Source organism: Paraburkholderia adhaesiva, assembly GCF_021390575.1.
Lineage (GTDB): Bacteria > Pseudomonadota > Gammaproteobacteria > Burkholderiales > Burkholderiaceae > Paraburkholderia > Paraburkholderia adhaesiva.
On sequence record NZ_JAJEJQ010000001.1, the window covers coordinates 3,328,641 to 3,342,781 of the forward strand.

General features: G+C 62.9%; 11 protein-coding genes. 2 read left to right on the forward strand and 9 right to left on the reverse strand.

The genetic code is table 11. The features are described 5' to 3' along the window. The first annotated feature begins 42 nt into the window (after positions 1-42). Complete coding sequence (locus tag L0U80_RS15115; protein WP_233865442.1) at positions 43-1,548, forward strand: sensor histidine kinase; 1,506 nt, start codon at positions 43-45, stop codon at positions 1,546-1,548. Positions 1,549-1,621: 73 nt separating this feature from the next. On the opposite strand, the gene L0U80_RS15120 is transcribed toward L0U80_RS15115, so the two are convergent. The 7 genes from L0U80_RS15120 to mnmC all read right to left on the reverse strand — a co-directional run bounded on the left by L0U80_RS15120 (position 1,622) and on the right by mnmC (position 11,012). Beyond that, the gene (locus tag L0U80_RS15120; RefSeq protein ID WP_233865452.1) at positions 1,622-2,140 is read right to left on the reverse strand and encodes an SET domain-containing protein; all 519 of its coding nucleotides are present in this window, start codon (positions 2,138-2,140) and stop codon (positions 1,622-1,624) included. Positions 2,141-2,400: 260 nt separating this feature from the next. Then, complete coding sequence (locus L0U80_RS15125) at positions 2,401-3,513, reverse strand: NADH:flavin oxidoreductase/NADH oxidase (protein WP_233865454.1); 1,113 nt, start codon at positions 3,511-3,513, stop codon at positions 2,401-2,403. A 121-nt stretch (positions 3,514-3,634) separates the two neighbouring features. Further along, complete coding sequence (locus L0U80_RS15130) at positions 3,635-4,369, reverse strand: glutamine amidotransferase (protein ID WP_233865456.1); 735 nt, start codon at positions 4,367-4,369, stop codon at positions 3,635-3,637. A gap of 106 nt (positions 4,370-4,475) precedes the next feature. Further along, entirely contained in the window at positions 4,476-5,114 is a 639-nt protein-coding gene (locus L0U80_RS15135) for a MarR family winged helix-turn-helix transcriptional regulator (RefSeq protein ID WP_233865458.1), read from the reverse strand. Between the two features lie 700 nt (positions 5,115-5,814). Continuing rightward, a complete protein-coding gene (locus tag L0U80_RS15140) occupies positions 5,815-6,930 on the reverse strand; it encodes a YbdK family carboxylate-amine ligase (protein WP_233865460.1) in 1,116 nt (371 codons plus the stop codon). A gap of 101 nt (positions 6,931-7,031) precedes the next feature. Beyond that, positions 7,032-8,237, reverse strand: coding sequence for a cation:proton antiporter (locus L0U80_RS15145; protein ID WP_233865462.1), 1,206 nt, complete (start codon positions 8,235-8,237; stop codon positions 7,032-7,034). A gap of 813 nt (positions 8,238-9,050) precedes the next feature. Further along, positions 9,051-11,012 (reverse strand): bifunctional tRNA (5-methylaminomethyl-2-thiouridine)(34)-methyltransferase MnmC2/FAD-dependent 5-carboxymethylaminomethyl-2-thiouridine(34) oxidoreductase MnmC1, encoded by a 1,962-nt coding sequence (gene mnmC / locus L0U80_RS15150; protein ID WP_233865464.1) that lies wholly within the window; start codon positions 11,010-11,012, stop codon positions 9,051-9,053. 431 nt (positions 11,013-11,443) lie between these two features. On the opposite strand from mnmC, the gene L0U80_RS15155 reads away from it, so the two are divergent. Continuing rightward, entirely contained in the window at positions 11,444-11,737 is a 294-nt protein-coding gene (locus L0U80_RS15155) for an HU family DNA-binding protein (RefSeq protein WP_444544281.1), read from the forward strand. A gap of 143 nt (positions 11,738-11,880) precedes the next feature. Here the strand turns inward: L0U80_RS15155 and zigA are convergent, their stop codons facing one another. Together zigA and L0U80_RS15165 are read right to left on the reverse strand one after the other, a co-directional pair. Beyond that, on the reverse strand, positions 11,881-13,152 hold the full coding sequence (gene zigA, locus L0U80_RS15160) for a zinc metallochaperone GTPase ZigA (protein ID WP_233865474.1): 1,272 nt from the start codon (positions 13,150-13,152) through the stop codon (positions 11,881-11,883). 161 nt (positions 13,153-13,313) lie between these two features. Continuing rightward, positions 13,314-13,757 (reverse strand): lytic transglycosylase domain-containing protein, encoded by a 444-nt coding sequence (locus L0U80_RS15165; RefSeq protein WP_233865482.1) that lies wholly within the window; start codon positions 13,755-13,757, stop codon positions 13,314-13,316. Positions 13,758-14,141: the final 384 nt, after the last annotated feature.

Consider the following 14,141-nt stretch of genomic DNA (forward strand, 5'->3'; position numbering starts at 1 on the left):
CGCTGCCAGACGCACCCCGTTCATCTCTGGTTAGAACCCATCATGCCCTATCCGGCCGCAAACAGTCTGCGCCGAACGCTGCTGCGCCGCCTCGCTGCACCGCTTTCGCTGCTCGCTTTGATGAGCGGCCTGATCGCCTACTGGCTCGCGTGGCAGTACACGCAGCACGTGGTCGACCGCTCGCTCGTCGACCTCGCCACGGCGATCTCGAAGCAGATCCAGATCGCCGGTCCCGACGCGCCCGTCACCGTGCCGCCGCTCGCGCAGGCCATGTTCTCCGATCCGGTCGAGCATCTCGTCTATCGCATCAGCGACGGCGAAACTGAAATCGCCGGCGATCAGACGCTCCCGCTGCGGGGGACGAACGTGCGCCGCATGCACTACGCGTACGTGTTCGAGACGGAGCACAACGGCGTGAACGTACGCGTCGCGCAGGTGCGCGCTGACCAGCCGAGGGGCAATCCGATCGTGGTCGAGGTCGGCCAGCCCGTGCATCAGCGCTCGCAAATCGCCGCCGAGTTCCTCATCGCGATCATGATGCCGCTGCTGCTGCTGCTGCTCGCCGGCTGGGCGATCGTGTGGCGCGTCGTGAACCAGCAGCTTAACCCGCTCACCGACCTCGCCGACTCGCTGAACCGGCAGACGCACATGTCGCTCGAACCGGTCGACGAAACCTTTGTGCCCGTCGAGATACGTCCGCTCACCGGCGCACTGAACGCGCTGCTCGGGCGCCTGAAAACCGCGCTCGACGCTCAGCGCAAATTCATCGCGGACGCCGCGCATCAACTGCGCACGCCGCTGACTGCCGTTAAGCTCCACGCGGAGCAAGCCGCGAACGCGCGCGATCCGCAGCAGGTGAGCACCGCCGTGCACGAGCTGCGCGCCGCGGCCAACCGCGCGGTGCGTCTGTCGAACCAGCTGCTTTCGCTCGCACGCGCCGAACCGACCGAACAGGCGGCGCGTTTCGTCGATATCGACATGGCCACGCTCGCGTTCGAAACCGGTGCGGAATGGGTGCCCCGCGCGCTCGCGAGCCACGTTGATCTCGGCTTCCAGCGCCTCGACGCGCCCGAGAATGACGAGCCGCTCATGGTGCGCGGCAACCCCGTGCTGCTGCACGAGGTGATTGCAAACCTGCTCGATAACGCGCTGAAGTATGTGCCGCCCGCGCGCCTCGACGGCGCACGCATTACGGTAACCGTCACGCAAAACATCGTCGAGAACGTGCCGATGGCCGAGATCGTCGTCGAGGACAACGGACGCGGTGTGCCGCTCGCGCAGCAGGCCGATCTCTTCAAGCGCTTTTTCCGCGGCGACGGTCAGAGCGAAAGCGGGGTGGAAACCGGTGCCGGTCTTGGCCTCGCCATCGTTCACGACATCATGTCGCTCCATCGCGGCAGCGTGCATTACGAAGATGCGCCGGAGGGCGGCGCGCGCTTCATCGTGCGCGTTCCCCTCGCGCGTCGCAAACCGGTCGATGCGAGCGATACTGCGCCGGCCGACAAGCATCACCAGAAAACGACAAGTCAGGCGCCAGTCGATCCCTGAAGCCGACCGAAAACAACAAGGGCCGCTTGAAGCGGCCCTTTTGCATTCATCGCTCACTACGCAATCGCAGCGGTCACTTCTTCTTTTTGCTCTTCCCTGACTTGCCCGCCTTCGCGCCCTTCTCCTTGCTCTTTTCTTTTTCCTTCTCGGGCGGTGCAAGCATGGTGCCCCGGCACTTGCGCGCGCCGCAACGGCATTCGTACTCGCGCTTGAGCTTGCGTGTCTGCTTCGCGTCGATCACGAGACCGTAGTCGTAGAACAGCTCTTCATCCGCCGCGATTTCGCGCAGCGCATGAATGTACACGTGACCTTCGATCTCTTCCGCTTCGCAGTTCGGCGCGCACGAGTGATTGATCCAGCGTGCGCTGTTGCCCTTCACCTTGCCGTCGATGACGTCGCCGTCCTCGAGCGCGAAGTAAAACGTGTGATTCGGTTCGTCCGGATTGTGGGGATGACGCCGCAACGCTTCCTTCCAGGAGATGCGCTCTCCTTTGTATTCGATCAGGCGCGCGCCCGCTTCGATCGGCCCCGTCGCGAACACGCCCTTACCGTGCACGCCTGACTGGCGCACGACGATCCTGCGTACACTCATTGAATGAATCCTTGTGAAGTACTGGGGAGACTACCCCTGGTGCAACGAACGGCGCGAACGCGGCAACGCCCGCATTGAATGTTCGCTCTGGCCCCGCGCGCATCACCGCGCGTCCGCGTCCATCCCCGCGCGTCTCTCTACGCAAACGCGGCGCCTATCAGGCGCCGCGCTCGTGCAGCGCCCGGGCGCGACACAACCGGCATCGTACACGCTCGCGTGGTCTTCGTTCAACCCGTGCAGTTACGCGAGCGGCGCGCGCCTTAGCGCTGCCCGATCGTCGTCTCGCCAAAGAGCTTTTTCTGATCGCGCGGCTGCGAACGCCAGTACTGCGGCGGCGCATTCACACTCGCGCCGAGCTGAGCCGCAGCGTGCCAGGGCCAGCGCGGATCGTAGAGCATCGCGCGCGCCATGGCGATCATGTCGGCATCGCCATCCGCGATCACCTGATGCGCCTGCAGCGGATCGGTGATGAGACCGACGGCGATCGTCGTCATGCCGGTGGCCTGTTTCACTTCGCGTGCGAACGGCACTTGATAGCCCGGCTCGAGCGGTATCTTCTGCAACGGCGAAACACCACCCGACGACACATCGATCCAGTCCGCGCCACGACCCTTCAGCGCTTGCGCAAATGCGACGGTGTCCTCAGGGGTCCAGCCCCCATCGACCCAGTCGGTCGCCGACACACGCACGCCAACCGGACGATCGGCGGGAAATTCGGCGCGCACTGCGTCGAACACTTCTAGTGGAAAACGCATGCGGTTCTCGCGCGAGCCGCCATATTCGTCGCTACGCTGGTTCGCGATCGGCGAGAGGAACTGATGCAACAGATAACCGTGCGCCGCGTGCACTTCGATCGCGTCGATGCCGAGCCGCGCGGCACGCCGCGCCGTGGCGCGAAACGCGTCGCGCACACGATTCAGGCCCGCGACATCGAGCGCGAGCGGCGGCGGCTCATCGTCCTTGTGTGGTAGCGCCGACGGGGCATGCGGAATCCACCCGCCGTCGCCCACTGAGATCAACTGACCGCCCTCCCAGGGTACGTGGCTCGACGCCTTGCGGCCCGCGTGCGCAATCTGCATCGCGACGCGTATCGGCGAATGACGACGGATCGCGGCGAGCACCGGCACTAGCGCGGCTTCCGTCGCGTCGTCCCACAAGCCGAGATCGCCTGGCGTGATGCGTCCGTCCGGTTCGACCGCGGTGGCTTCGATGCACAGCATGCCCGCACCCGAGAGCGCGAGATGACCGAGATGAATCAGATGCCAGTCGTTGGCCTCTCCGCGCTCGGCGGAGTACTGGCACATCGGCGATACGACAATGCGATTGGCGAGCGTCACGCCACGCATTGAGAGCGGAGTGAAGAGTGGGCTCATGGGAGGAAAGGTGAACGGGGAAAAGGAGCGTTTGAGAATATCACGCAGCCTTTTTTCGTTGCAGGAACCGAGCCAGTCAGCCGGGTGGGAGACGAGAACACGCGCCGCCCCGAACGCAACCTCAGGGCCGGTTCATCGCGCTGACGGCAGCCGCATCGACGCCATCGAGCCACTCACCGAACATGCGGCTCGCTTGCCGTTCCAGACGGGGACCGTACTTCGCCGTGGCGTCGCGCAGCGCGTTGACGTCGATACCAGCATGATCGATTTCAGCAGCATGGCCGATCAACCAGGGCTCGAAGCGATCGGCACGCACTTCGGGATGACACTGCAGGGCGAGCACATGATTGCCCCACGAGAACGCCTGGTTCTCGCAGAGCGGCGTCGAGGCAAGGCGTGCGGCGCCCTCCGGCAGGTCGAACGTATCGCCGTGCCAGTGCAGCATCGACGTCACGTGGCCGTCGAGGTGACGCAGCGGCGACGTGCGGCCAGCCTCGGTCAGCGTGAGCGGCGTCCAGCCGATTTCAGCTTCACCCGCTGCATAGACGCGTGCGCCGAGGACGCGCGCGATCAATTGCGCGCCGAGGCAAATGCCTAGCGTCGGAAGCCCAGCGTTGATGCGCTTTTCGACGAGCGTCGCGAGCGAACTGAGAGTGGGATAGCGCGCGTCGTCGCACGCGTTGATCGGGCCGCCGAGGATCACCATCAGCGAGGCCGACAAGGGATTGAGCGCGCCAATCCGCGCAAAACCGACGTCTAGATAGCGGACGAGGTGCCCGCGTTCGCCCAGCACGCGCTCCAGGGAGCCGAGATCCTCGAAATAGACATGGCGGACGGCCAATACTTCGCGATTCATCGGCTGATTCCCGGGTCAGCGGCACGTCACGGGCACATCAGCGGCCCGGCGCTGCCGCCTCGCGGCTGTGCCCGCGAAGCGGGCGGACAGCCGCAATATGCAGACGTTACACCGCGAAGATCTTCCAGTTCTTCTTCTGCGTCGTCGAGTCAGCCTGTTCGTACACCGAGCAATCCAGTCGAAGATCGGTGTCGGTCATGTCGATGCCGAGCAGTGCGCAATGATGCGCCGTCTTCTTCGGATTCTTGCTGACTTCGAGGTGCGAGCAGGTGAGGCACATCCGGTGCTGCGGGATGGCTTCCTGAACTTCGAGTTGATAGACGGTCTTCAGGAGCGTGCGATAGAACGCCGCTTGCTCGTCGCCGCGCAACGTGCCGACAGCCTTCGACAGGAAGTCGGGCCATTGGGCCGCTTTCTTCGCCGCCGTGCGGCCTCGCGTCGTGAGGCGCACCGCGAGCGCGCGACCGTCGTCGAGCGCGCGTCGCTTTTCGACGAGGCCCTTCGTTTCGAGCGTGCTCACCGCATCGCTGGTCGTCGCTGCGGTCAGCGCCGTTTCCCGGGCGATCTCGCCGAGACGCATCGGCCCTTTGCGCTGCATCAACAGAACGAGAATCTCGCCCTGGGTCGGCGTCAGTCCTGCTCCTTCTGCCCAGTCCCACGCCTGGCTCCGCATCGCCGTGCTGAGTCGCAACAGGCTATGGGTCACCCGCCCGGCTGCCTGCTCTCCGTATACGCCTTCGCTCATAGTCTTTCGCTGGTTATTGGCAGCTCGCGCTGCATCGTCAGCCGCCACACAGGACGACTGTCATGTGGGAATAAACTGCGACCGATAATCCGGATCGCATACCAATCTCAAAATTTTGCTTCAATAGCCCTCGTCGCCAACCGGCTCGCGGGCTTCACTTCGCACAACCGTTCTTTCTCGCCGCAGCAGCTCAAGCGTCATCCTCGCTCTGGTGCCACCACGACAAAGCGACATTCTATGCGAGAGTGGCGAATCGCACAGCTAAGTTATTCAACCCGCATTGTGGATAACCCGTTGATAACAACGCCAATCGTTAGTCGGCGAATCCTTGATCACAAGCAATCGCCACACTTGACGTTTCCAGGTTATCTCGTATTTCGAGCTCGAACGCAACAGATATCTACGCGACCGTGGCTTGCGCAATACCTTGAGTTATCGGGAATTTTTACGGTTACCCACAGGCGAAGAGTCACTCGTTCGCGACCATTGTGTCTATAAATGTAAATATTAGAACAGGCAAAACCCTAGAGGACCTCGAAATGACTTAGGAACGCTACGACACAAATAATTCGTCGTAGACGCGCCACTGCGTCACTTGGTCTCTCCCGTGTCAAAAAACACGAAGGCAGCCCGCAGGCTGCCCCCGTAATGTGCCAGGCGCCGATATCAGCCCCTATCCGAACCCCCTCAGCGTGCCCCCTCAGGCGCGCCAGCGCAGGCACTGCTGACGAACTGCCTCATGCAGCGACTTCTCTTCGGCGACCACGCCGCGCAGCCAGGTGGCGTCGTTGGTCTGGGCGCGGGCGATCGTGCCGATCCCGGTCAATGCCCGCGTGGCCCCAAGTGCCTCGCCGTGTGGTGCGATCCGCTCGAGCGTATCGATGATGTCTTCCGAAATCGTGCGCCGCTCGCCCGTCTGCGGATTCACGCAGGTGCCGGCCAGCCCGAAACGGCACGCCTGGAAACGATTGAACGTGTAAACGAGGTAATCGTCTTCACGCGGCATGATCGGCCGGTCCGTAAGTAAATGGCGCGCAAGCGTCTGGATGTAGCAGGCGATGGCCGCTGCCCGTTCGACGGACAGCGGCGTGTCCATCACGCGCACCTCGATCGTGCCGAAGCCGGGTTTCGGGCGAATGTCCCAGTAGAAGTCTTTCATGCTGTTGACAACGCCCGTGTGAACCATCTTCGAGAAATATTCTTCGAACTCCTCCCATGTGAGCACGAACGGCGCACGGCCCGACAGCGGGAACGCGAACACGGAATTCAGTCGTGCCGAGTGAAATCCGGTATCGACACCCTGCACATACGGCGACGACGCCGAAAGCGCGATGAAGTGCGGGATGAAACGTGAAAGCGAATGCAGCAGGTAGAGCGCGCTATCGGCATCGGGACAGCCGATGTGGACGTGCTGCCCAAACACCGTGAACTGCTTCGCGAGATATCCGTAGAGTTCCGAAAGATACTGAAAACGCGGCGTATCGACGATGCGACGGTCGCTCCACTGCTGGAACGCATGCGTACCACCGCCGCACAGGCCGACATTCAGACGATCCGCCGCGGCGACGAGCGTGTCGCGGATCTTGCGAAGCTCGGACAGCGCCTGGTCGTGCGTCGTGCAAATGCCGGTGGACAGCTCGATCATGCTCTCGGTGATCTCCGGCGTGATGTTGCCCGGGATCTCCTGGTCTTTGACGAGACGCATCAGGTCGCTACCGGCCTTCGTCAGATCGTAGTCGTGTGTGTTGACGATCTGCATTTCGAGTTCGACACCGAACGTGAACGGCTTCGAATCGACAAATGATTCCAGTGACATGGCACCCCCTGTTGCTAACGTGCCGCGCATTTTCTGCATCACAGGCGGCACGCCGTGTTACATGGCTCGCGGCGCCCGGCGGCTAGCCGGGGCCACGTCGTTCACTTTTCGCCCCGTTCGCCTGTGAGTGCAAGCGCGCGATAGACGAGCCACGGTCCCAGAAGCTGCAGCACCGCGATCGCGCACATCATGATCGCGCGCATCCGGGGATCGAAGTTTGGATAAAGATCGTAGGTGTCCTGCACGAGCATCAACGCGAGCGCTGACATGGGCGTTAGCGCGAGACCCAGCGCGATGCCCTGCTTCCACTCGAGTCCGCTCGGCCGGGCAAAGATCAGCACGCCCACCAGTTTTGCGACGAGCCGCGCGACGATCAGTCCGGCCGCCGCCACGCCGCCGACCACGATGTCGTGCCATTGGAACGTCGTGAGCGTGACCACGAAAAGGATCACGGTGAGCAGCCATCCCGCCGTGCCGAAATGCTGCGGCCACAGTTGCGGACGCACTTCGCGGTTCTTCACGATGATGCCGGCAACGAGGAGGCTCAGAATCGTCGACAGTTTGAAGACGTGCGCGGCTGCGATCGCGAGCAGCACGATGCCGAAGAGCGCAACGAACGAATGCTCGTCCTGCGGACTGAGCCGTCGATAGAACAACGTGCATGCGCGCGCGAGCACGTACGCAATGATCAGCGATCCGACGAGCAGATAGAGCGGCTGCAAGATCGTCGCGAGCGCGTTGCCGTAAAACTCCTGATGCAGCCACCCCGAGACGAGCTTCACGGCGACCACCGCATAGATACTGTTCAAGGCCGTGAGCGTGAGCAGGCGCTGTGTGACCTGACCCTCGGCGCGCAATTCGGTTTTGAGCTGGATCACCATTGCGGGCGAGGTCGCCATCGCGATGGAAGCGACGATGAGCGCGATCATGATCGGCACATCGAGGAAGAGCAGCACGACGAGCACGAGCACGAAGCTGAGTGTCGCTTCGGCAAGGCTCGACAGGATCAGCCATGGATTGCGGCGGATCCAGCGCAGGTCGAGGCGGCTGCCGAGTTCGAACAGCAGCAGCCCGAGAGCGACGTCGAGCAGCGGGCGCGCGTCGCTGGCGAGATCGGCGTCGATCACGCCGAAGCCGGCCGACCCGGCAACCAGGCCGATGACCGCGTAACCGGAGATGCGAGGCAGCCGCCAGGCGCGATAGCACAACTCGCCGCACAGACCGGCGGCGAGCAAGGCGAGCCCGACCCAGAAAATGCCATCGAGGTGCAACGGCCAGGCGGGAAAGAACGAAAACGCCGATTTCATCGTGGTGGCTTCTCCTTGGCAGAAGACAGTCCGGCTGTCCGACGTCAATCGACAACGACTCACACGCGGGCAAGCCGCGTACCACACAGCTTGATTGCGGTCATCCGGCGGGCGGCCCGCAAAGCGGACGACTTGCAGCCGGCACACGTGGGACCGTCTGGAACTCGACTGCGCGACTGCGGGAAAGCACTACGCCGGCGTGCCGCGTGCGGCAGACAGCCGGTGCGGGCGCTCAGCGTGTGGTGAGGGGCGCCCGCCATGGATGAACGAACGCGGCCGGTTCTCCTGAGCACTCAGATTCAGGACAAGCTACATCCGTTCCTTGGATGCGTCAGCCGTCTGTTGCGGCTCCTGACGCAGGAAGAAGGCCGATTGTGCCACAGCTTTTCTGCAATCGTTCCCATCATCCCAGGACGGACGCCGTTACGGCAAATGCGGCCGTCTTGCAGCGTAAAACGAAATTCGGACCTCTGCGCGTAAAGCGCTACAGCGAAGTCGACTCTCGATAGCGATGGCGTCAGCTTCGGGTTTACTGTTTACCGTATGTATACGTAGTAACAGTTAACAAAGGGGCCACTTTCCTGTGGATAACCCAGGATAAGTCTGGAAAATCAGTTGCTTGTAGATCGCACAACCGATTGCAAAGCATGTGAGGTGCAAGCCTGGACCCATGAGCAACTTTTTGGGCTTTTGCGCGGTGCCGCGAGTTACCCCGTTTACGTCCACATCGATTCCACAGACGGTTCACCTGCAATCCGCCCGGTTATCCACAGATTGGGGTGGATAACCGGGCGTCGCCGAGGGCGTGGCATGTCAGAGGTTGCGCTGACGGAGTGCGCGCTGCAGAAAACGCGCGGGATCGACGTGCTCGGCGAGTTCACGCTCGAGCGGCAGCGGCTCGCCTTCGAGTTGTGACGCGATCAGTTCGGCACCGAGCGCCGCCCACACGAGGCCCCGCGATCCGTATGCAAAGGCGCCGTAAAGGCCCTCGATACGCGGCAGGTCGAGCGGCCAGGCGCCAGAGAGCTGCTGCGCGTCGCGGCGCGCGGCGGATTCGTCGCCGAGCTGGCCGATCATCGGCAAACGGTCGCTCGTGACGCACCGGAACGCGACGCGTCCCGTGCAGTCGTCCGCATGAGAAGCGTCGGGTGTTGCATTGAGGTCCGGCAGCATTTGCGCGACGCGCTGGAGGTTTTCGGCGTGGCCGGCCGGGCGCAGGGTGTTGTCGGGATCGTCGAGTTCGTAGGTCGCGCCGGTCAGCGTGACGCTGTCGGGAAGCGGAACGGCATATCCATCGCCGATCACGGGCACGCGCAGGTTCGCAACCGGGCTGTGGGCCACGATCGTCAACTGCCCGCGCACGATCCGGGTAGGCGCGTAATCGAGCGACGCCGCGCGCGTGGCGTCGTGCGCATTCGCGAAGATCATCACCGGTGCCCCTGCGATGAGCGCGCCGTTGCCGTCGAACGCGCGCCATTCGTCGCCGGCGCGTTCGATGCGCGAGACGCTTACGCCGAAACGCGCGTCGAGTTGCGCGCCGGCCGCCGCGCATTGTGCGCGACACAACAGCGCCGGACTGATCGCCCCGGCCAGGGGATAGAACCAGCCGCCCTGCGCCACGGAAACGCCTGCAATCTCCTCAGCGCGTTCACGCGAAACGGCGAAGGCGTATTCGTCGGGATACCCGAATGATACGAGTGCCGCGGCGACGGCGCGCGATTCATCGTCGGTGGCAAGTTGCAGCAGCCCTTTGCGCGTGCGTGTGAGCTCGTGGCCGGCAGCTTCCAGCGCTGTCCAGCGTCGCAACGCATATAGAAATGCGGCGCGTGTGATGCGCGACGCGCTGCTGTCGTCGCGCGAAATCAGCGGGTGAAAGACGCCCGCCGGATTGCCCGACGCTTCACATGCAGGCTCCGCGTGCCGTTCGATCAGCGTCACGCGCCAACCGCGCGCCGCGAGCCGTTCGACGAGCGCGCAGCCGGCCATTCCAGCGCCAACGACGATTGCATGCCGCTCGCGCGCAGCGACGGGCTGTGGTGGTTCGTAGCGCCTCACTCGCCAGCGCGGCGCGAAGCGGCCGACGAGCATCGCGCGTTTCGAGCCAAAGCCAGCGATCTTGCGGTACTCGAAGCCGCTCGCCTCGAGTGCCCGTTTGACCTCGCCAGCACTGCTCCACGTCGCGAACGTGGCGTTTTCGCCGGCCACGCGCGCGAGTGCCTTGAATATCCCCGGCGACCAGAGGTCGTGATTTTTCGCGGGTGCGAATCCGTCGAGATAGAACGCGTCCGCTCGCAACCACATTTTGGGAAGCTCTTCGGCTGCATCGCCGAAAACGAGCGTGAGCGTGACGAGTCCGCCGTCGAATTCGAGGCGGTGTACGCCGGGCACGAGCATCGGCCAGGCATCGGCGAGTTCGTGCGCTCGCTCGGTGAGTGGTGTATTCGCAACCAATGCGCTGAGCGCGATGCGCAGGTCGTCGCGGTTAAATGGGTGCTTTTCGACCGAAACGAAATTCAGCCGCTCACAGCGAGACGGGTCGTCGCGCCACGCCTGCCAGGTCGTCAGGAAGTTCACGCCGATGCCAAACCCAGTCTCCAGCACAGTGAAAACCCGGCGGTCGCGCCATCGCTCCGGCAGTTCGTTGCCTTGCAGAAAGACGCTGTGCGACTGTGCGAGTGCGCCGGAAGCGCTGTGGTAAACATCGCCATAAACAGGCGAAAACGGCGTGCCGTCCTCGCGAAAGGCGAGCATGGCGGGAGTCAGGATGGCGGTCATAGGGAACGCGAACGGGCAAAACGGTGCGATGAAAGCGCTGCGAACCAGCTAACCGGCGTGGCAAACGCAGCTTGAATCGCCCGCCCAGCGGGGCTTTGCGGGCGCCGAGCGTTGGTTGGACGCAACGCTCGAATGTCAGGGATTGTGAGGCAGGCGGCACTTTCGACGGATTGCGACGCAAAAGCGCACACATAACCCTGATCCGGGCGAATACCAGTGCAAATCTTCGAAACCCTTGTCGTTATTGGGTTTGCGCTGCGCTATCATAGCAAGCGCCGCCCAGGGAAGCGGCAGCACGGCCGTCGAGGCGCAGCGGGGGAATTTGCGCCGCGACGCGAATCGCCGGGGAGCTCCGGAACCGTCGCTGCTCGACGGCGCGGCACGCGACCGTATAATCGGCGCGTTCGCGCTGTTCGTGTCAACCTAAACTGATAAGGAACTTCTCAATGAATAAACAGGAACTGATCGACGCCGTCGCAGGACAGACGGGCGCAAGCAAAGCGCAAACCGGCGAAACGCTGGACACGCTCCTCGAAGTGATCAAGAAGGCTGTGTCGAAGGGTGACGCGGTGCAGCTGATCGGTTTTGGCAGCTTCGGTTCGGGCAAGCGTGCGGCACGCACGGGCCGTAACCCGAAGACGGGCGAAACCATCAAGATTCCGGCAGCCAAGACGGTCAAGTTCACCGCTGGCAAGGCGTTCAAGGACGCCGTCAACAAGCGCTAAGACATTACCGCTTTGAGTTGACACCCGCCCCTGGCGGGTTTTTTTTCGTCCGCACGCTGTGTCTGCTGCTCTTTGCGGAGGTCACGCCCGGACTCCAGACGTGCTGCAATGAGCGGCACGTCTGGTCATTCTGAACGGCAGGTTCAACCCGGGCGATGAACGATCTCGCCCTCGCCGCTATCGTGGTCGTGATCGTGGTCGTCGTCGACGTCCCACGACGGGAACGGATCTGCGTACTTGCGCCAGGCGTCGGGGCCCGCTGCATATTCGGCATCGGTCAACAGGCACGCATCGAGCCTGGACTGCCATGCTGCACGATCCAGATTCACGCCGATCATCACCAGTTCCTGGCGACGGTCGCCAATGCGCACATCGTCCGGATCGCCGCACCAGTCGCGCGCGATTTCACTTTCCAGTTCTGCGTCCAGCGGCCAGCTTTCGCGCGGCTGCGCCGCCCACCACGTGCCAGCCGGACCGTGACGGCAAGCGCCACCCGCCTGCGAAAGCGAACCGGCAAGATCGTTGCGCGTCGCAAGCCAGAAAAAGCCCTTTGTCCGCAGCACACCCTTCCACTCTTCGTGCAGCAGCGACCACAGCCGCTCCGGATGAAAGGGGCGCCGGGCGCGATACACAAAATTGCCGATGCCGAATTCGTCGGCTTCGCCGTGGTGATCGTGGTCGTTGAGCGATGCGAGCCAGCCGGGCGCGCTCGATGCGGCGTCGAAATCGAATCGCCCCGTATTGAGCACTTCATTCAGCGGTACCACGCCGAAGCGGCTCACCACCTGCTCGGCGCGTGGATTGATGCGGGCAAGGATGCGCTGCAGGTGCGCGAGCTCGTCGTTACTGACGAGGTCGGCCTTGTTCACGACCAGCACGTCGCAGAATTCGATCTGTTCGATCAGCAATTCGACGAGTTGGCGATCGTCTTCCTCCGTGGCCGCGAGACCGCGTTCCGCGAGCGCGTCGGCAGAGGCATAGTCGCGAAGGAAGTTGAACGCGTCCACCACGGTCACCATCGTGTCGAGCCGGGCGACGTCGGTGAGCGACGTGCCGTCGTCATCGACGAAGGTGAAGGTTTCGGCGATCGGCATCGGCTCGGCGATGCCCGTCGATTCGATCAGGATCGCGTCGAAGCGTTTTTCGTCCGCGAGCCGGCGGATTTCGGTCAGCAGGTCGTCGCGTAGCGTGCAGCAGATGCAGCCGTTCGACATCTCGACGAGCTTCTCTTCGATATGCGAAAGCGCGGACGCATCGCGCACGAGTGCCGCGTCGATATTGACGGCGGCGAGATCGTTGACGATCACGGCGACGCGCAGGCCGGCGCGATTCGCGAGGATATGGTTGAGCAGCGTGGTCTTGCCCGCGCCAAGAAAACCGGCGAGCACGGTGACGGGCAGTGGCGGCTGGTTCATTGCAGTAAGGGAATTCAGAAATACGGGGATGTGCCGCGCGAGCGGCGCGAGCCACCATTGTGCACCATGCGGGCGCGGTGCGCTGACGGAGCAGGCCGGGAGCGGGCTGGTGGCGGGACTAAAGCGAGCTAAAAATAGATTAAAAGTGGTCTAAAAGCGGACTACTGCAGGAAATTCCATCGGCGCAGGATCCCGGCGATGTCTTGCGCATAGCGGTCGCGCAGCGACGGCGATTCCGAGTGATAGGCCCCGACGGCGGCCCACGTGTTGCCGTATTTGTTCATCTTCTGGCGCAGATGCCAGGCGGCGATGTACACGTTTTTGCACGGTTCCATGAGCGTGCTCTGCGAAATGCCGTACTGCGAGAGCGTGGGCAGATGGACGGAATTGATCTGCATTACTCCGTAATCAGTCGAACCATTCGCATTCCTGTGCACTGCGTCGGGCCGGTTGTGCGACTCCTGCCAAGCGATAGCGCGCAGGATCAACGGATTCACCTTTTGGTACCGCGCGGCTTCATCGAAACAGTCGGCGTGCGCGAGCGGGCTTGCGACGGCAAGCGCGAGCGTGGCAGCGACGGTAATCGAATGGAACCGGTTCTTCATCGGCGTGGAAAACGTAGCGGGAATCAACCAGTACGATACCCGCTACGTCGCTGGTGTGGGGCGTAGCCGGGTATCGGGAGATCGTGCACGCCCGGGGAATTCCGGGCATTACAGGGCACTACATGGAACCAGCGGGCGGAACGCGCGGATCGCTCTCGGGAAAACCCGGGCATATGTGCGCACCGCCATAGATCGCCCGTATGATACCGGCAGACAATGACGCGTCAACGAAACCACGCCTTTGGACGAGTCGGAATAAGCATTCCCTGATCGGTGTGCCGATCAGATCCGAAGGGAAACCGGACAATCGACGTCAGATAGCTTTCAAGCAGCTTCTTTAAAGTTGGCCGGATTGTAAAAGAAATCAACGGCTACTCCTGTCTT